Genomic DNA, 17,372 nt, shown 5'->3' with positions numbered 1-17,372 from the left:
CAGTGGAGTTCGAGGCGACGACAGCCGTCGTCACCGCCGGTCAGTCGTCGTCGCCGACGGTCCCCGTCGCCGTTCCGACCGTCCGTTCGAGACGGCGGAGTTCGTCCGGGCGGGCGATGACGTACAGCGCGTCGCCCGTCGACAGTTCCCGCGACCGGGGCGGGATGGCTTCGACGAGACCGTCCGCCGGCCGGATTGCGACGACTGTCGTCGCCAAGTCGCCGACCGTCGCGTGCGTCCCCGAGTCGGTCTCGGCGACCGAGATGACGCCCATCGTCTCGTCGGCGGTTCGAAGCAGTGCCGCGAACTGTCGGTCGACGCCGGGGTCGACCGGCAGCGTGACGAGGCGGTACGACTGTGCGCCGTCGAGACGGTCGACCTCCGCTTCGTCGACGGCGAGCGTCGCCGTGTCGTCGGTCGTCGCGCGGAGTTCGCCGGTCAGCACTCGGGCGGGTCCCTCGTCGTCGGTGCGCCACACCTGCACGGTGTCGCCGGGACTGGCGTCGAGCGACGGGTCGGCGCGGACCGCGACGGCGACGCCGCCGGGGGCGAGCGTCGGGCCGATACCCGCGAGGCGACTGCCGAGGGCGAGATACTCGACTTCGCCGTCGTCGGTCAAATCGAGGTCGACGTGACCGACGCCGTAATCCTCGCGGAGGCGGGCGACCAGTCGCTCTCGGAGTTCGGCCACCGTGAGCCGTCGCGGGAACAACAGCGTCTTGCCGGCGAGCGCCTCCTTCGTCGCGTCGGCGACGGGGTCGTACTCGGCCATATCGTCGATTTCGTCGGGGAGCGTCACCGAGATAACGCGGCCGACAGAGCGGACGACTCGGCTCACCTCGCCTTCGATTTCGCGCACTCCCGAGAACGCCGAGGTGTTTCGGGCGAGCGTGTCGCCGACCTGCGCGCCGACGGGGGCCGCGACGGTGGCGGCCGCGAGCGCACCGAGGTTGAACAGCACGTTGCCGACGACGAACAGTTCGTCGCCGCCGTTTCCGAGCGCGATGTCGCTCAGTTTGGCGGTGTTGAGATAGAGAACGACGGCAGAGAGGCCGAGCAGGACGGTGAGTCCCCGCGGCGGCCGTTCCCGGAAGTACCACCGGTAGGCGAACGCACCGACGGCGGCGACGACGGCGGCGGCGAACGCGAGGCCGAGAATGTAGAGCGCGTCGCCGACGAACCCCGTCTCGGCACCGAGCGGTTCCTCTGTCGCGACTTGCAACCAGACGGACGCGAGCGACCCGACGCCCCTCACGCGACCACCTCCGCGAACGCCGACAGCGCACCCGGTGACCCGACGACGAACAGTTCGTCACCCGCTGCCAGTTGCGTGTCGCCGCGCGGCGCGAAGCGCCACGTGTCGCGCCGAACCGCGAGCACGGCCACGTCGTAGGCGTCGCGGACGCCGGCGTCGCCGAGGGTCGTCCCGTCGAGTGCGCCGTCGGAGCGGACCGAGAGTCGCTGAATCCGCCGGCCCGCCCGCCGCAGTAGCGTCGTCAACTCGAACTCGCGGCGAGTTCCCCGTGACCGGACGACGACCTGTGGTGCGCCCGTCGACAACAGCGCCTCCGCGTCGGGTCGGTCGACGGCGACGGTGAGTCGACCCTCGCCGCCGGCGGCGACGGGGGCCGCGGGGACGACGGCCGGTTTCTCGTCTTCGTCCTCATCGCTTTCCGCGTCGTCGGCGTCCGGCGTCGCCGAACTCGCCGACGGTTCGGCGGCGTTGACCGTCACGACAGTCCCGTCGATGGTTCGGTCGGGTGTCCGGAGCGTGACCGACTCGCCGCGGGCGACGCCCGTCGGCACGAGCGTCTCGACCGAAACGGCACGTTGGCCCGGCGAGAGACGCTTCGAGAGGCCGCCGACCGGCGGCGCGGCCGCCAGTCTCGCGCGGGCGTTCTCGTCGAGCGTCACCGTCACTTCCGCGAGGTCGTAGTCGGTTCGGAGTCGCTCGGCGAGTCGGCTTTCGAGTTCCGACAGTGGGACGTCCGCCGGGAACTCCCACTCGCCATCTCTCAGTTCCGTGCGGAGCGAAGGCGACAGCGGCGGGTAGCCTTCGATGTCGTCGACGTCGCCAGCGACGGTGACCGTCACCCGGCGGCGGCCGCCGACGAGTTCGACCACGTCACCCGAGAGCGTCCGCTCGCGGAGCGATTTGAACGTGATTCGTTTCGGGAGGCTGCCGCCGAGTTTGTCGCCCTGTGCGTGCGCGTACAGTGACAGCATCAACACGACGAGGATGGCGATGGTGAGCGCGAAGCCGTGTTGTCCGGCGGTGAGGCTGTCGTCGCTCAGCGCCAAGAGGCCGCCGTTGGCACCCGCGATGGCGAGTGCAAAGACGACCACACCGAACCCGGGGATGGAGACGCCGGTGAAGTATTTGAACACGAAGCCGAGACCCGCGGAGACCAGCGCAGGGATGATTCCCGTGAGAACGCCGAGATAGAGACCCCGCAGAATCTCGAACGGAATCGATTCTGCCATAGCGTCGCCACGGGTGTCCCCGGATAAACCTCTACCGAAGCTAACAGCGGTAGCGAGGACGAACCGGTTCGGGCGAATTTATGTGTCAGTGCGGACCACTCCGGTGGTATGGAGGTGAATCGAGAACGACTGGGCGCGCGACTGGCCGTCGCGCTCACGTTCGCCGCAGCGACGCTGTCGGTCGTCACGGGCGTCGCCGGGTTCGGCATCCTCGGACTCGACGTGCCGAGCGTCGACGGTCCGCTCGCCGCGTACGTTCCGCCGTTCGTCCAGCAGGCGGCCGCGTTCACCGGTGCGTTCACCGGGTTTCTGCTCTTGGCGAGCGTTTACGCGCTCCGAAACGGGCTCCGAATCGGCTGGTACACGGCGGTTCTGTTGCTGCCGCTGTCGGCCGCACAGGGACTCCTGCAGTCGAGTCCGCTCGCGTACCCGCTCGTCGTGCTCTCGATTCTGGCGCTACCGGTCGTGTTGCTCAACCGCCGTCACTTCGAGGAGAGCGCCGAACTCTCGACGACCCAGCAGGCGGCGTTGGCCGCTATCGCGCTCGCGCAACTGTACGGAACGGTAGGGACGTACGCACTCCGCGACGAGTTCGGCACCGTCGACACCGTCGTCGACGCGTTCTACTTCACGCTCGTCACCGCCAGCACCGTCGGCTACGGCGACGTGACGCCCGCCAGCCAAGCCGGAAAACTGTTCGCCATGTCGGTGCTTCTGACCGGCACGGCGAGTTTCGCCGTCGCCCTCGGGACGCTCCTGACGCCCGCTATCGAGGCTCGATTCGCCAGAACACTCGGACGCATGACAGACACACAACTCTCGCTTCTAGAAGACCACGTCCTCGTACTCGGGTACGGGGAACTGACGGAACCGATTCTCGAAGAACTGCGCGACGAGGCGGAGTATCTCGTCGTCACCCGCGACAGCGCCCGCGCACAGGAACTGACCGAGCGTGGGGACCACGTGCTCACCGCCGACCCGAGCGACGACGAACCTCAGAAGCGCGCCCGCATCGAGGAGGCGCGCGCCGTCGTCGCCGCGACGAACGACGACGCACAGGACGCGCTGGCGATTCTCACCGCCCGACAGTTGAACCCCGACGTGCCCATCGTCGCAGCAGCGACACAGCGCGGAAACGTCCAGAAGCTGAAACGGGCGGGTGCGAACACGGTTATCAGTCCCGCGGCGCTCGGTGGCCATCTACTCGCGGCGTCGGCGCTCGGCGGACAGGGTATCGAAGACGTCGCAGAGCGACTGCTGCACGACCGCTCGATAGAGCGCTGAGCACTGAGAACGGACTCGAACGCCGCTGGTCCGCTCAGTTCGCGCGCCCGCGGTCGACGACCGCGAGGTCGCAGTCGAGCGATTCGAGGCGCTCGAACGTCGGTGGTGAGATGAAGCGCGACGCGGCGCTTCGGTCGCCGCTGGACCCGATGACGACGAGGTCGTACGCCTCGGCGTTGGCCGCGATGAACGATTTGATGTCCGCGCGGGCGACGCGCGTTTCGACGTGTCCCCGCGTCGTTTCGACGAGTTTGGCGAGTTTGTTCTCGGCGGTACGTCGTTCGGTTTCGGTGCTGATGCAGGTACAGATGCTCACGTGACCGCCGCGTCCAGCGAGTCGCTCGGCGAAATCTATCATCGCGTGTGCGGAGTCGCCGGGCCGCGAGACAGCGACGAGGATACGTCGCCATCGCTCCTTCCCGGTTCGAGAACGGAACGCGACGGCGTCGGTCGGGCCGTTGAAGATGGTGCGGACGACGCCCGAGAGGTGGCCGTTTTCGGACTCGAACGGAACTACGACGAGGTCACAGTTCGTCTCGCGGGCGGCGCGGACGGCCACAGTACCGGGTGACCCGCTGGCGACGACGACTTCGCAAGGGACCCCGATTCGCGTTCGAATCCGTTGGGCTTCGGTCTGGAGTCTGTCGGCGGCGTCGTCGACGGCCTCGGCGGTTTCATCGTCGACTGCTTCGGCGGGTTCGGGGTCGACCGAATCGGAACGCCGTGACTCGCTTTTCGCGGCCATGTCGGTGTCGGCGGACACGCCGCTCGTCGCCGCCGACAGTTCGTCGTCGAGAATCGCCCGCTCTGCAGCGGCGTGTTCGGGGTCGTCGAGCACATCGAGCAGAACGACTTTCCCGGCTTCGTGGGCCGCCGCGAGTCGCGCGGCGAACAGCGCCGTCTTCGTCGCCGTCTCGCCGCGCATCGGGACGAGAACGTGGTCGTCGCCGCGGGTGGTTCCGTACAGATACTGCGCGCGACGTTCGTAGAAGCGCGAGCGCCAAAGCACGAACACGAACGCGACGACGCTGCTGAGACCGACGACCGCGAGAAGATACTCCCACGGTTCGGCGTCGACGGCGACGAGAACGAGCAGCGCCGTCGAGTACGCCGCCGGTTCCTCCACGTCGAGGCCCCACGTCACCGCCCCGGCGAAGAAGATGGCCAGCGCAGCGCTGACGGGGCTAACGGTGGTCGAACCCACGGGCCCGAACAGCGTGACGGCGACGGCCTCGGCGAGCCATCCCGCGGCCGCACCCGCCGCGAACCCCGCGACGAACCGAATCGGGTCCGCGTACTGACCTTCCGGGTCCGCAAACAGCGTGTACGTCCCGGACGCGAGCGGTGGAAACAGCAGAAACGACAGCGCCGTCAGATTCGAGAGGTGGGTGACGAGCGCAATGAGAAGCGGGACAAACACGAGTACCGAGAGGTGGACGAGGTTGCTGGTGTTCTCCATCCAGCGCCGCAACTCCACGAGTTCCCGCCGCTCGATGCGGCGGAGTCGCCGGAGCACGTCGCCGACTCGTCTCACCACCCGGTCGAACATTCAGGACTCAGGCGACGGTCGTCACCGCATCGAGCGTGATGGCGATGGCGCGCTCGACGTTGTTCTTCGCCTTCTCGGGGAGTTCGTCGTCGGAGTCCGCACCTTTCTGCGTGCCCTTCACGAGGTTGCCGTCGACGGTACAGATGGCACCAGCGCGCATCCCCTTGCGGCGGGCGAGCGAGAACACCGTGGCTGCCTCCATCTCGATGGCGAGCAGATTCGCCGCGTTCCACTCCTCGACGTACTCGTCGGACTCGTTGTAGAACGCATCGTCGGAGACGATGGGGCCGACGTGGACGTCCTCGTCGTTGGCTTCCGCGGAATCGACGAGCGCCGTCAGAACCCCGTAGTCGGGGACTGCCGGGTACACTTCCGACTCGTAGCGTTTCGAGGTGCCTTCCTCTTTGGCCGCACCCGTCGCCACAATCATGTCGCCGATTTCGACGTGTTCCTGTAGCGCGCCGATGGTACCGACGCGAATCACGGTGTCGACGCCGACGCGTGAGAGTTCCTCGACGGCGATGGCGGCGGATGGACAGCCGATACCGGTCGAACAGATGGTGAGCGGAACGCCGTCGTACTCGGCGTTGACGATTTTGTACTCGCGGTTCTGTGCGACCTCTTCGACGTTCTCACACTGGTCGGCGATTCGGTCGACGCGGCCCGGGTCGCCGGGGATGAGCGCGATGTCGTGTACGTCTCCGTCCTCGACGAGCAGGTGCGGCTGTTTTGCCATAGTCGTGGCTCACGCGTCGCGGAGAAAAACTGATTGGTATCGTAGACCGCTCCAACGATGTCGGGTTCGAGATTTCTCGGGGTTCAGTCCGTACAAATCCGTTCAGTGCGATAATCGACGAGCGAAACGTCGACTCGCGCCCGCTTCGGTGGCTCGTTTCCGTTGAGCATCCACTGTTCGAGTTGCACCTGAACACGATTTCCGGCAACCGGTGGCCACGTCTCCAGTTTCAACTCGAAGACGAACTCGTCGCCGTCAAGTTTCGATAGCGGACACCAGCCCTTGAACTGCCCTGGCGGAAGCACCTGATAGCGCGTGACGTAAACCGCGAGAAACGACTCCGAGAAGTCGATGTCACGGTACTCGTGGTACGGTTCGGGGAGCGCATCCCAGTGGATTTCCGAGCGAGCCGTCTCGGCGGTTGTGAACACCTTGGCTGCGAACGGCGCACCGTCGGTCGGTGTCGGTCCATAACGAAGCACCGCCGAGTCAGCGGACGTACTCGCACCGCTGGTGAAGTCGGGCGAAGTCACCAGTTCCGTACATCCGGCAACCGACGTCGACAGCACCGCGCCACACGTGGCTAAAAACGTTCGTCTGGAGGGCATCAGTTCGAGGACTCTGCGGCCGGAGAAAAGTATTGCTCACTGAGTACGAACTGGCTCGAACTCAGCCGTACCGCTGCAGCAGTTCGCGCTCCTCGGCGATGAGTTCGCTCACGCCGTGAGTCATGATGGCCTCGCCGAGCGCCGTCGCCGTGTAGTACGAGTAAAGACCGTCCTTCCCCCGTTCGCGCCGCTTCCGATTCGCCACCAATCCGACGTCGACGAGTTTGTCGAGGTGGTAGTGCAGGCGGTTCGAGGGGCTGTCGAGGCTGTCGGCCAACTCGCTCGCGCTCAGTTCGCCCTCGCGCAGCAGTTCGGCGAGTACGCGGTAGCGCGTCTCCTCGCCGATGGAGCGTTGCATGGCGAGGTACTCGCTCAGCGTGAGGACGCCGTCCTCGGGGAGTTCGGGGATGTGGGGGTGTTTGGCTTTGGACATTTGTTTGGGCCGTCTGACTCTGGATTAGTGTGCCGCTCTTGCTGGGTTACGATGGGGGTCGTTCACGTAGTATATACGCCGTTGATACTCTGTATCTACTCCGTGATACCTTAACACTTCTTGAGTCAACTACTCCTGAAACACCCGCTATTTTTATACTACCGCACTGAGAACGACTCCGCAAAGATGCGCGACCGTCTCCTCGACACCCTCCCACCGACGAAGTATCGGCGCTTCCTCGTCTACCTCATGGGGCCGTACAAGGCCCACCACGGCGAGAACAGCGAGATGTTCGCCTTCCTCGAACGTCTCCGCGACGACCTCAGGGACGTGGGATTCAACGCCTTCCTCGCCACCGACGCGGACATCGACTTAGACGAGATGGACGCCGGGACGCAGTCGCTGCGCTTCGCCCGCGCCAGCAACGCCGTCGTGTTCGTCGTCCCCGCCGACGGCCAGAACCTCGGTGTCGGCATCGAAGTCGGCGCGGTGTTGGAGGATATGTCCGACCACGCACGCGAGCGAGTGCTGTTCGTCCACGAAGCAGGCGTCAGGAGTGCGATGATTCGCGCCGTCGCCGACCGGTGGGACGCGACGGTTCGTGCGTACGACGACGAGGGCGACCTCGTCGACGGAGTTCGACTGTTCGTCCGCGACGTGATGCGGCGCGAGGGCGACGGCAGCCTTCCGTTTCCGCCCGAGGAGTGAGCGTCAGAAACCTGCGACTGGGGCGGTGACGTCACACGAACGCCAGCAGAAACGGCGCGACGACGGCCAACGCCGCGCCGAACACCAACGAGGACCGAAGCCACTGGCCGCGAACCGCCGTCGACTGCTCCTCGTAGATTCGCCTCCCGGCCCGCGGGAGGACGAGATACGCGAAGAAGCCGTAGATGAACCCGACGACGACGCCGACGGCGACGAGATGTGCGAGTAAGTCGACCCCGCCGAGTGACCACACCGGCGGCACGACGCTTTCGCTGGCGGTCAACACGACCGCGTAGAGCACACCCGCGAGAAGTCCCGCGCCGTGGTGGACGACGTTGGCGTCGCGGAAACTCACCTCGTCGGGCGTCGTTCGACGCAGCACCGAGGCGGCAACGTAGGCGGGCGTGAAGCCGCCTTCCTGTCGACCCATCGGAACGTCCATGACGACGGCGGCGACGAGGCCCGCCAGCGCGCCCAATGCGAGGCGAGCAAGCAACGCGACGCGGGGCGTCGTAGCTACCTCGAGGACGATGTCGACGAGCATTACCCGGAAAACCTCGTGCAGTCGTATAAACGTGCGGGAGACAATCGATGCGTCTGACAACAGTCCTCCGGCAGCTACTCACCGTCGAGCAGTCGGTCCACGGCCGTCCAGTCGAGTGTCGTCCGTGCGCCGAGCGCCGACGCCGCGAGTGCGCCGCAGGCGTTGGCGACGGCGAGCGCCCGGTCGTAGTTGTCGCCGTCGAGACGACACGCCAGAAAGCCGGCGGCGAACGCATCGCCCGCGCCCGTCGTGTCGACCGTGTCGACGGCGAATCCCGGATGCGTGTACGTCTCCGTCGGCGTCCGTACCTCCGCGCCGCGCGGGCCGTGTTTCAACACGAGCGTGCGGCCCCTCGGCGAGAGGTCGGCGTCCAACGCCGCCGCCGCCTCGCGGTCGTTCAGAAACACCACGTCGGCCCCGTCGAGTGCCGCCTCGAAACCCCGGTCACCCACGCGCCTGCCGGGGTCGAAACTCACCGACACGTCGACTTCGTGCGCTCGGTCGACCAGCGCCGCCGCCGTCTCCGGGTCGTGACTCGTCAGGTGGAGGTGGTCAGCCGCAGCGAGTCGCTCCGCCGGGAGGTCCGTAGCCGAGAACGCTTCGTTGACGCCGTCGCGTCCCAGAACCATCACGCGGCCGTCTGCGGCGACGACGAGATACTTCACTGCTGTCGGGCCGTCGGCGCGGACGAGCGTCTCGCAGTCGACGCCCGCGTCGGCGAGTTCCGCTTCGACGTCCGCGCCGTGGCCGTCGTCGCCGATGCTGCCGAAGATGTCGGTAGCGACGTTCAGACCGGCGAGGCCGCCGGCGACGTTCGCGGCGCTGCCGCCGCCCGCACCGGACTGCGCTTCGATGGCTGCTTCGCCGTCGGGTTCGGGGAGGTGGTCGACGCGGAGCGTCACGTCCCAGTTGACGTGACCGGCGCAGATGACACGGGGCATGAGACGATTCTCGGACGCTGGCGAGAAAAAGCCACCCGACGCGGCCGTGCTCCAGTTATTCGAGTATCAGGCGACGGCGAAGAGGATGAGGTTGTGCACGCCCGGCCCGAGACCGACGGCCGCGACGAGCGTCAGGAGAAGGAGGCCTTCGCTCGGTTCCTCGCGGACGTAGTCGGCCATAATCGAGACGACGAATCCTGCCAAGAGGAGTTTCACGAGCACGAACAGCCATCCCGTCCCGATGATATCGGCCGTCGGCAGTTCGGCGGCGAACTCGAAGATGAGTCGGGAGAGTGGCGTCCGCTCGCCGAACGAAAGCACGTCGAGGCCGACAGCCGTCGAGACGCCGTCGAGGGTGTGTCCGAACACGGCGAGCGCGCCGGCCCAGTGGGTGACGGTCGTCTCCGGGCGGATTGTCTTCAGTGCGGTCCACGCCACCGCCGCGAGCACGAGCGAGACGACGAGCGCGACAGTCGACCAGAACGGGCTGAACGACCCTGCAGCGAGCGCCGCCGAAACGGGGAGGCCGACGGCGGGAATCGCGGCGACGACACCCGTGACGGCGAGGGCAGTCGGAACCGGCCAGTTCAGCGCGTCGGCGACGACCCAGACGCCGCCGGCGACGACGCCGACCGTGAGATACACCGACGGAGTCCCCATCAGCGGGTCGACGACGGCGGGGAGCACGCCGAGCGCGTAGGCGACGTGGAGCGCCGACCCGGTCACCATCCACGGCGCGAGCGCCAGCACGTGACGGTCGGTGAGTGCGGGTCGACGGCGGTAGAACGCGTAGCCGACAGCGGCGAGACCGACGACGAGCGCGAGGAGGTACGGCAGCGGCGGCAGCGCAAACCCCTCGGGCAACACCTGCATGGCGCGAGGAGTGTCGGGCCGGCGTGAAAGCCTTACCGAACCCTCCTCGGAGGTGTCCTGCGCTTCGACCGGCGGTGTTCAGCAGCCTCCGCCGGCCTCCAGCGGGATTTTAACCCCCGCCGCCGTGAGGCCGCCATGGAACGACGCGAACTCGCCGCCCGCATCGACCACACCGTCCTCGGTCCGGAGACCACGCTCGACGACGTCGAAGCCGTCCTCGACGACGCCGTCGAGTACGGGATGAACGTCTGTATCCCGCCGTGTTACGTCGCCGAAGCGGCCGAATACGCCCCGGACGTGACGCTCGCTACTGTGGTCGGCTTCCCACACGGCCAGCACTCGACGGAGGCCAAGCGCGCCGAAGCCGTCGACGCGTGGGAGCAAGGTGCCGACGAACTGGACATGGTCGTCAACGTCGGTCGACTGAAAGCTGGCGAGGACGACGCTGTCGAAGCCGACATCGCCGAAGTCGTCGCCGCGGTTCCGATTCCGGTCAAGGTCATTATCGAGACGGCACTTCTGACCGACGAGGAGAAACACCGCGCCTGCGAGGCGGCCGAAGGGGCAGATGCCGCGTTCGTCAAAACCTCGACCGGGTTCGCCGATGGTGGTGCGACAATCGAGGACGTCCAACTGATGGCCGAGTACCTGCCCGTGAAGGCCAGCGGCGGCGTCGGGAGTTACGACGAGGCGCTGGCGATGATAGACGCTGGGGCGGAGCGAATCGGCGCCTCCAGTGGGGTTGCGATTCTCGACGGCGCGCCGGAGTGACAATGGACGGGGCGTTCCAACTCGACGAGGTCGACCGTCGCGTCATCCACGCACTGATGGCGGACGCGCGGAACACTTCCGCACCCGCCATCGCCGAGGGACTCGGCGTCTCCGCCGGGACGATTCGGAACCGAATCGCCCGACTGGAAGAAGCCGGCATCATCAGCGGCTACCACGCCCACATCGACTTCGAGCGGGCTGACGGGCGACTGACGAACCTGTATCTCTGTAACGCGCCGGTCGCCGAACGCGAGTCCGTCGCCGCGAGAGTGCGAACCGTGCCGGGAGTCGTCCACGTCCGCGAGTTGATGACCGGTCGCCGGAACCTCCACGTGCTGGCGGTCGGCGAGGACATCGCCGACCTGCGCCGCGTCGCGCGAGCACTCTCCAGTCTCGGCATCGAAATCGAGGACGAAGACCTCGTGCAGGCGGACACGTATCTCCCCTACGCGGCGTACGAACCCGAGGAAGACGAACGACGCGGGACGCTCTCCGACTTCGTGAGTCTCACCGGCGGGTCGGAAATCGTCGAAGCGACCATCGGCGAAGGCGCGCCAATCGACGGGCTGACGCTGTCGGAGGCGGGCGAACGCGGTCTCCTCAGTGAGAACATGCTCGTCATCTCCGTCGACCGCGGTGACACCGTCGTGACGCCGCGCGGGGATACGGTTCTCCGCGCAGGCGACGAAGTGACGCTCTTTTCGCGCGGCGAGGTTCCCGACGAGACGCTCGCGGCGCTCCGAAACACGGCGTAGAGACGTATCGGGGGCGATTGCTGACGACCGCCGCTGACCGTTTCTGTTCGATGCGCAGTGGTGACCGAGTGGTGACGCTATCGGAGCAGTACACGGATATAAACGAACGAGGTTTTGGTGACCTATGAGTAGTCTATTTAAATACTAAATTGTGCTTTGAGTAACTCAGAGTCGATTGAGTTATGATTCCGCAATCAATACGCTGTGTATGAACACTCGAATCGAAGCGACGGCTGCCGCCGACGCTACCGCCGCTCTGGAGGAGTACCCGAGAGGAGAACACGATGGCTGACGAGGAACTCGCAAAAGACCTCGGGTTGCTGTCGGCGATGACTATCGGTATCGGGACGATGATTGGCGCGGGAATCTTCGTCCTACCGGGCGTCGCCGCTCAGGAGGCAGGACCTATCGTCGTCGTCTCGTTCGTCGTCGGCGGGGTGGTGGCGATGGTCAACGCGCTCTCGGTTTCGGAACTCGGCACGGCGATGCCGAAAGCCGGCGGCGGCTACTACTACGTCAATCGGGCATTGGGGCCACTGTTCGGCTCTATCGCCGGTCTCGGTGACTGGGTCGGCCTCGCGTTCGCGTCGGCGTTTTACTGCATTGGCTTCGGACAGTATCTCGCCGAACTCGTCGGGTTGCCGGGGATTCTGTTCCTCACGCCCATCCAGACGGGGGCGCTTCTGGCCGGCGTAGTGTTCGTCGGCGTCAACTTCGTCGGGGCGAAGGAGACCGGTGGCATCCAGACCGTCATCGTGCTCATTCTGCTGGCGATTCTCGGTGCGTTCGCCGTCGCCGGATGGGCGTCGTTCGACTACTCGACGCTCACCGCCGAAGGTGGTCTCGCGCCGTTCGGCGTCAACGCTATCCTTCCGGGAACGGCCGTCGTCTTCGTCTCCTTTCTGGGCTACGCGAAGATTGCCACTGTCGCCGAGGAACTCAAAAATCCGGGTCGGAACCTCCCTATCGCCATCATCGGCAGCGTCGCACTCGTCACCGTCGTCTACGCCATCTTGGTGACGGTGATGCTCGGTGTCGTTCCGTGGCCCGACCTCAGTCAGGACGCGCCGGTCGCACAGGCGGCCGAACTCGCGTTCCCCGGCGGTATCGCCGCAGTCGCAGCGACCGTGATGACGCTCGGGGCACTGCTGGCGACGGCCTCCAGTGCAAACGCCTCGATTCTCGCCTCTGCGCGCATCAACTTCGCCATGGGCCGTGAGAAAATCGTCACCAACTGGCTCAACGAGATTCACCCGAAGTTCGCCACGCCGTACCGTTCGATTCTCGTGACGGGGGCCATCATCGTCGTCTTCATCGCGGCGCTGGGGCAGCAGTTAGCAGTCCTTGCGAAGGCGGCGAGCGTGCTTCACCTCATCGTCTACGCGCTGATGAACGTCGCGCTCGTCGTCTTTCGCGAGTCCGAAGCTATCGACTACGAACCGGAGTTCCGCGTGCCGTTGTACCCTATCACTCCGATTGCCGGCGCGGTGTTGTCACTCGGCCTCGTCGCGTTCATGGATACCATCGAAATCGCGCTCTCGGCGGCGTTCGTCGTCGCGGCAGTCGTCTGGTACTTCGTCTACGCCCGCGAGAAGGTCGAAACGGGAGGACTACTCAGTCAGTACGTTCTCTCGCGTTCGGAGACGATGCCCGACGCCGCCGTCTCCGCTGCAAGTACGGTTCAACCCGACGGCAGCGGCTACCGCGTGATGGTGCCGCTTGCCAACCCCCGAACGGAGAAGCACCTCATCGAGTTGGCGAGTCTGATGGCGACGGCACGCGGCGGAACCGTCGAAGCAGTCCACATCGTCACCGTTCCCGACCAAGTGCCGTTGTCGGCCGGTGCCGAGCGTATTCAGCAGATAGACGCCGAATCCGAGAAGTTGCTGGCGGCCGCCCGCGAGAGCGCCGAGACGTTCGGTGCGCCCGTCGAGACACAGACAATCATCTCGCATCGCTCCGTCGAAGAGGTGTTCGACGCCGCCCGTGACCACCGCTCGGACCTCGTGGTGATGGGCTGGGGCCGTTCGCCGTTCTGGTCGGCCGGCCGCGTCGAAGGGGCGTTCGACGAACTCACGAGCAACCTACCGTGTGACTTCCTCGTGCTGAAAGACGAGGGCTTCGACCCTTCCGACGTGCTAGTGCCGACGGCGGGCGGGGGGGACTCCGACCTCAGCGCCGAGGTCGCTCGCGTCCTCCTCGACCGAGGGTCGGACGTCTCGCTTCTCTACGTCGTCGACGGCGAGAGCGAACGCGAAGGAGGCGAGACGTTCCTCCGCGAGTGGGCCGAAGAACGGGACCTCGGAGACGCCGAGGTTCGCGTCGACACCTCCGGCGATATCGAGGGCGCTATCGGTCGCCACTCCGCGGAGATGTCGATGGTCGTCATCGGTGCCACCGAGCGTGGCCTGCTCTCGCGGTTGCTGACGGGGTCGCTCGTCTACGACATCGTCGACGAGGTGGAGTGTTCGGTGCTGTTGGCGGAGCGGCCGAGCAAGCGGTCGCTGCGCGAGCGGTTGTTCGGTTCGGGGTCGAGACGGAACGGAGAGTGAGCGTCGCCGGGTGAAGCCGACGCCCACGACCCGCCCCCCAATCGTCGCGCTTTTGGCCGCCGACCCGATACCATCCACAAGCGAATGGCCCGGTACCACATCGAAACCTACGGTTGCACGTCGAATCGGGGTGAGAGCCGCCACATCGAGCAGGCATTACGCGACGGCGGCCACCACCCCGCCGACGGACCCGAGGAGGCCGACGTAGCCATCCTCAACACCTGCACGGTCGTCGAGAAGACCGAACGCAACATGATTCGCCGGGCAGAGGAGTTAGAGAAAGAGACGGCTGACCTCATCATCACCGGCTGTATGGCCCTCGCGCAAGGCGACGAGTTCCGCGACGCCGGTATCGACGCCGAAGTGCTGCACTGGGACGATGTGCCGAACGCGGCGATGAACGGCGAGTGTCCGACCGTCACCCCCGACACCCAACCCATCCTCGACGGCCAAGTGGGAATTCTCCCCATCGCCCGCGGATGCATGTCGAACTGCTCGTACTGCATCACGAAGTTCGCCACCGGGCGCATCGACTCGCCACCCGTCGAGGAGAACGTCGAAAAGGCCCGTGCGCTCGTCCACGCCGGCGCGAAAGAGATTCGCGTCACCGGTCAAGACACCGGCGTCTACGGCTGGGACAAAGGCGACCGGAAACTCGCTGAACTCTTGGACCGCATCTGCGACATCGACGGCGAGTTCAGGGTTCGAGTGGGAATGGCCAACCCCGGCGGCATCCACGGCATCCGCGAGGAACTCGCCGAGGTCTTTGCGACAAACGAGAAACTGTACAACTTCATCCACCTCCCGGTCCAGTCCGGCAGCGACGACGTACTGGAGGACATGCGCCGCCAGCACCGCGTCGACAAGTTCCTCGATATCGTCGAGGTGTTCGACGAGACACTGGAGTACTGGACGCTCTCGACGGACTTCATCGTCGGCTTCCCCACCGAGACGGACCACGACCACGCCCAGAGCATGGCACTCTTTCGAGAAATTCGCCCCGAGAAGGTGAACATCACGCGCTTCTCGAAGCGCCCCGGAACCGACGCCGCCGACATGAAGGGCCTCGGCGGCACCATCAAGAAGGAGCGCTCGAAGGCGATGTCGGAGTTGAAGATGGACATCGTCGGCGAGGCGTACGAAAAGATGGTCGGTACTAGACAGGAGGTACTCGTGGTGGAGGAAGGCGTCGGCGACTCAGTGAAGTGCCGCGACGGCGCGTACCGACAGATTATCGTCCAGAACGCGTCGGAACACGGCGTCGAACCGGGCGACTTCTTGGAAGTCGAAGTGACGGGTCACCAGACGGTGTACGCGTTCGCCGAACCGGTGTGAGTCGAAGACTCAGACGCGTCCACACCAATCAGTTTCCGTAGAAACGGAATTGTTGGCCAATACGCACTTTGGGAGTGAGTACAAACAACGAAGAGAGAAGACGATGGTGCAACTCAATCCCTCGGCAGATGAGATGTCGAGAGGGCGGTACGTCGCAACGGTGGGAATCCTCGTTCTCGTCGGGATTTTCGTCTTGTATCTCGCCCTTGGTCGGTCACCGGTAACTGCTTTCACCGAATCAATCGGTCTCGCAATCGGTGGGACGATTGGAGCGTACATCATGCACAAACGGCAGACCGAGTGAGAAACGAGGACGAACCAAGGCGGTCGACCTCAGCACCGCGCCGGCGACACCGACAGACTCCGCAACAACCACGGACTGACTCCGCAACGACCACCATTCGGTGAAGATTCACCCGACTGAGTCGACAGACCCGACTCCCCGTCCCGCAACGTTCTTGCGTCCTGCCACGTACTCCCGAACAGATGTCCCGTTCGCTCCTCTCCGATATCCTCCAACCCATCGCCGTCGTCACTGCGGTGTTTCTCCTCCTCGTGGTGGTGAGCGGCGTGTGGCCCCCGATGGTCGCCATCGAGAGCGGCAGCATGGACCCGAACATGCAGAAAGGCGACATGGTCGTCATCACCGCCACCGACCGGTTCTCCGGGGGAACCGCAGACGCTGTCGGCGTCGTAACCACCGACGACGACGGCGAGTATCAGCGCTTCGTCGGTGACGGCGACGTGATAATCTACAACGCGCCGAACCGTGAGACGCCGATAATCCATCGCGCGCGCTTCCGCGTCGAAGCGGGCGAGAACTGGTTCGACCGGGCAAATGAATCCTTCCTCCCCGCCGGTGTCGATAGCTGTGAGGAACTCAGGAACTGCCCCGCGCCGTACGACGGCTACGTGACGATGGGCGACGCAAACGGCGTCTACGACCAAGCGAAAGGTATCGCCCCCGTGGTCAAGGAGGAGTGGGTCCGCGCGAAAGCCGGTCTTCGAATCCCGTGTCTCGGATGGCTTCGTCTCGTCGCAGAAGGTTCGGAGTCGGTTTCGGATGTCTCCTGTTGGTGAGTACTGGAAGACGAACAACTGTTCTCGACCCACCACAATCTACTCTTAGCCGCTCCCCGTATGTGAGCGTGTGTCAGGTACGGAAGGAGGGTCCGTCGTAGGCGAGTTCTTCGGCATTCTCGCGGTGATTTTCCTCGTCGGGGCGGTGTTGTTCGCCGCCGCGGGTGTGTGGCCGCCAGTCGTCGCCGTCGAGAGCGCAAGCATGCAACCGAATCTCGACCGCGGCGACCTCGTTTTCGTCACCAGTGTCGCCCCCGACGGCGACGGAGCCAACGCGGACGGCATCACAACCGTCGAGGAAGCCGAATCGAACGCTCACGAAACCGCCCACGAACGGTTCGGCCGTCCCGGTGACGTAGTCGTCTTCGAAGACCCCCGCGGCTACGGGGCACCGACGGTGCATCGAGCGCATCTCTGGGTCGAAGCCGACGAGAACTGGTACGAACGCGCCGACTCCACGGCGATTCCGCCGAGGGTCGGTAGCTGTGCGGAACTGGCGAACTGTCCTGCCCCACATGCTGGATTCGTCACGAAAGGCGACGGCAACCAGTACTACGACCAGGCGACCGACTACGCCGACCCGGTTCGGTCCGAGTGGGTTCGGGCGAAAGCCGACACCGGAATCCCGATGCTCGGCTGGTTCCGTCTCCTGTTTACCGTCGCGCCGTAATCGGAAACTCGTCGCCAACCCGTCGCCGATTTCTTGCCAACTCGTCACC

General features: G+C 65.5%; 18 protein-coding genes. 9 read left to right on the top strand and 9 right to left on the bottom strand.

Annotated elements, in window-relative coordinates; all coding sequences use genetic code 11:
* Window positions 1–40: 40 nt before the first annotated feature.
* Both AUR64_RS13025 and AUR64_RS13020 read right to left on the bottom strand, forming a co-directional pair.
* Window positions 41–1,255: a potassium transporter TrkA gene (locus AUR64_RS13025; RefSeq protein WP_240479611.1), complete on the bottom strand. Its 1,215-nt coding sequence runs from the start codon at window positions 1,253–1,255 to the stop codon at window positions 41–43.
* Window positions 1,252–2,484 carry a potassium channel family protein gene (locus tag AUR64_RS13020; RefSeq protein ID WP_058582377.1) on the bottom strand — a complete coding sequence of 411 codons (1,233 nt, stop codon included), beginning with the start codon at window positions 2,482–2,484 and terminating at the stop codon, window positions 1,252–1,254. The genes AUR64_RS13025 and AUR64_RS13020 overlap by 4 nt, the downstream gene beginning before the upstream one ends.
* A 108-nt stretch (window positions 2,485–2,592) precedes the next feature.
* On the opposite strand from AUR64_RS13020, the gene AUR64_RS13015 reads away from it, so the two are divergent.
* A complete protein-coding gene (locus tag AUR64_RS13015; RefSeq protein WP_058582376.1) occupies window positions 2,593–3,768 on the top strand; it encodes an NAD-binding protein in 1,176 nt (391 codons plus the stop codon).
* A 34-nt stretch (window positions 3,769–3,802) separates the two neighbouring features.
* On the opposite strand, the gene AUR64_RS13010 is transcribed toward AUR64_RS13015, so the two are convergent.
* From AUR64_RS13010 to AUR64_RS12995, 4 genes are all read right to left on the bottom strand, one after another.
* The gene (locus AUR64_RS13010) at window positions 3,803–5,317 is read right to left on the bottom strand and encodes a universal stress protein (protein WP_058582375.1); all 1,515 of its coding nucleotides are present in this window, start codon (window positions 5,315–5,317) and stop codon (window positions 3,803–3,805) included.
* Window positions 5,318–5,324: 7 nt separating this feature from the next.
* Entirely contained in the window at window positions 5,325–6,053 is a 729-nt protein-coding gene (locus tag AUR64_RS13005; protein ID WP_058582374.1) for a nucleoside phosphorylase, read from the bottom strand.
* 83 nt (window positions 6,054–6,136) lie between these two features.
* On the bottom strand, window positions 6,137–6,661 hold the full coding sequence (locus tag AUR64_RS13000) for a hypothetical protein (RefSeq protein WP_155120610.1): 525 nt from the start codon (window positions 6,659–6,661) through the stop codon (window positions 6,137–6,139).
* 61 nt (window positions 6,662–6,722) lie between these two features.
* Window positions 6,723–7,094 (bottom strand): winged helix-turn-helix domain-containing protein, encoded by a 372-nt coding sequence (locus tag AUR64_RS12995; protein ID WP_058582372.1) that lies wholly within the window; start codon window positions 7,092–7,094, stop codon window positions 6,723–6,725.
* Between the two features lie 186 nt (window positions 7,095–7,280).
* Between AUR64_RS12995 and AUR64_RS12990 the strand changes: the two genes are divergently transcribed.
* Window positions 7,281–7,802, top strand: coding sequence for a DUF7509 family protein (locus AUR64_RS12990; RefSeq protein ID WP_058582371.1), 522 nt, complete (start codon window positions 7,281–7,283; stop codon window positions 7,800–7,802).
* 31 nt (window positions 7,803–7,833) lie between these two features.
* Here the strand turns inward: AUR64_RS12990 and AUR64_RS12985 are convergent, their stop codons facing one another.
* From AUR64_RS12985 to AUR64_RS12975, 3 genes are all read right to left on the bottom strand, one after another.
* Window positions 7,834–8,346 (bottom strand): hypothetical protein, encoded by a 513-nt coding sequence (locus tag AUR64_RS12985; protein WP_058582370.1) that lies wholly within the window; start codon window positions 8,344–8,346, stop codon window positions 7,834–7,836.
* A gap of 74 nt (window positions 8,347–8,420) precedes the next feature.
* A complete protein-coding gene (locus AUR64_RS12980) occupies window positions 8,421–9,287 on the bottom strand; it encodes a carbohydrate kinase family protein (RefSeq protein WP_058582369.1) in 867 nt (288 codons plus the stop codon).
* 66 nt (window positions 9,288–9,353) lie between these two features.
* A complete protein-coding gene (locus tag AUR64_RS12975) occupies window positions 9,354–10,160 on the bottom strand; it encodes a DUF63 family protein (RefSeq protein WP_058582368.1) in 807 nt (268 codons plus the stop codon).
* A 135-nt stretch (window positions 10,161–10,295) separates the two neighbouring features.
* Here AUR64_RS12975 and deoC point away from each other — a divergent pair, with 135 nt between their 5' ends.
* From deoC to AUR64_RS12940, 7 genes are all read left to right on the top strand, one after another.
* Window positions 10,296–10,931 (top strand): deoxyribose-phosphate aldolase, encoded by a 636-nt coding sequence (gene deoC, locus AUR64_RS12970; RefSeq protein WP_058582367.1) that lies wholly within the window; start codon window positions 10,296–10,298, stop codon window positions 10,929–10,931.
* A 2-nt stretch (window positions 10,932–10,933) separates the two neighbouring features.
* Complete coding sequence (locus AUR64_RS12965) at window positions 10,934–11,686, top strand: Lrp/AsnC family transcriptional regulator (protein WP_058582366.1); 753 nt, start codon at window positions 10,934–10,936, stop codon at window positions 11,684–11,686.
* A gap of 284 nt (window positions 11,687–11,970) precedes the next feature.
* A complete protein-coding gene (locus AUR64_RS12960) occupies window positions 11,971–14,238 on the top strand; it encodes an amino acid permease (protein WP_058582365.1) in 2,268 nt (755 codons plus the stop codon).
* A gap of 84 nt (window positions 14,239–14,322) precedes the next feature.
* On the top strand, window positions 14,323–15,573 hold the full coding sequence (locus tag AUR64_RS12955) for a tRNA (N(6)-L-threonylcarbamoyladenosine(37)-C(2))-methylthiotransferase (protein WP_058582364.1): 1,251 nt from the start codon (window positions 14,323–14,325) through the stop codon (window positions 15,571–15,573).
* Window positions 15,574–15,676: 103 nt separating this feature from the next.
* Window positions 15,677–15,877 carry a hypothetical protein gene (locus AUR64_RS12950; protein ID WP_058582363.1) on the top strand — a complete coding sequence of 67 codons (201 nt, stop codon included), beginning with the start codon at window positions 15,677–15,679 and terminating at the stop codon, window positions 15,875–15,877.
* A 182-nt stretch (window positions 15,878–16,059) separates the two neighbouring features.
* On the top strand, window positions 16,060–16,653 hold the full coding sequence (locus AUR64_RS12945; RefSeq protein ID WP_058582362.1) for a S26 family signal peptidase: 594 nt from the start codon (window positions 16,060–16,062) through the stop codon (window positions 16,651–16,653).
* A gap of 70 nt (window positions 16,654–16,723) precedes the next feature.
* Window positions 16,724–17,323, top strand: coding sequence for a S26 family signal peptidase (locus tag AUR64_RS12940; protein WP_058582361.1), 600 nt, complete (start codon window positions 16,724–16,726; stop codon window positions 17,321–17,323).
* Window positions 17,324–17,372: the final 49 nt, after the last annotated feature.

This window comes from Haloprofundus marisrubri (assembly GCF_001469955.1).
GTDB classification, from domain to species: Archaea; Halobacteriota; Halobacteria; order Halobacteriales; family Haloferacaceae; genus Haloprofundus; species Haloprofundus marisrubri.
The sequence above is the reverse complement of the archived record's forward strand: the minus strand, read 5'-3'. Positions and strand labels throughout refer to the sequence as shown.

Coding starts and splice junctions, on each gene's coding strand:
- AUR64_RS12960 (WP_058582365.1), top strand. CDS start 11,971: ATGGCTGACGAGGAACTCGCAAAAGACCTCGGGTTGCTGTCGGCGATG.
- AUR64_RS13015 (WP_058582376.1), top strand. CDS start 2,593: ATGGAGGTGAATCGAGAACGACTGGGCGCGCGACTGGCCGTCGCGCTC.
- AUR64_RS12955 (WP_058582364.1), top strand. CDS start 14,323: ATGGCCCGGTACCACATCGAAACCTACGGTTGCACGTCGAATCGGGGT.
- AUR64_RS12950 (WP_058582363.1), top strand. CDS start 15,677: ATGGTGCAACTCAATCCCTCGGCAGATGAGATGTCGAGAGGGCGGTAC.
- deoC (WP_058582367.1), top strand. CDS start 10,296: ATGGAACGACGCGAACTCGCCGCCCGCATCGACCACACCGTCCTCGGT.
- AUR64_RS12985 (WP_058582370.1), bottom strand. CDS start 8,346: ATGCTCGTCGACATCGTCCTCGAGGTAGCTACGACGCCCCGCGTCGCG.
- AUR64_RS12980 (WP_058582369.1), bottom strand. CDS start 9,287: ATGCCCCGTGTCATCTGCGCCGGTCACGTCAACTGGGACGTGACGCTC.
- AUR64_RS12990 (WP_058582371.1), top strand. CDS start 7,281: ATGCGCGACCGTCTCCTCGACACCCTCCCACCGACGAAGTATCGGCGC.
- AUR64_RS12965 (WP_058582366.1), top strand. CDS start 10,934: ATGGACGGGGCGTTCCAACTCGACGAGGTCGACCGTCGCGTCATCCAC.
- AUR64_RS13005 (WP_058582374.1), bottom strand. CDS start 6,053: ATGGCAAAACAGCCGCACCTGCTCGTCGAGGACGGAGACGTACACGAC.
- AUR64_RS13010 (WP_058582375.1), bottom strand. CDS start 5,317: ATGTTCGACCGGGTGGTGAGACGAGTCGGCGACGTGCTCCGGCGACTC.
- AUR64_RS13000 (WP_155120610.1), bottom strand. CDS start 6,661: ATGCCCTCCAGACGAACGTTTTTAGCCACGTGTGGCGCGGTGCTGTCG.
- AUR64_RS12945 (WP_058582362.1), top strand. CDS start 16,060: ATGTCCCGTTCGCTCCTCTCCGATATCCTCCAACCCATCGCCGTCGTC.
- AUR64_RS12995 (WP_058582372.1), bottom strand. CDS start 7,094: ATGTCCAAAGCCAAACACCCCCACATCCCCGAACTCCCCGAGGACGGC.
- AUR64_RS13020 (WP_058582377.1), bottom strand. CDS start 2,484: ATGGCAGAATCGATTCCGTTCGAGATTCTGCGGGGTCTCTATCTCGGC.
- AUR64_RS12975 (WP_058582368.1), bottom strand. CDS start 10,160: ATGCAGGTGTTGCCCGAGGGGTTTGCGCTGCCGCCGCTGCCGTACCTC.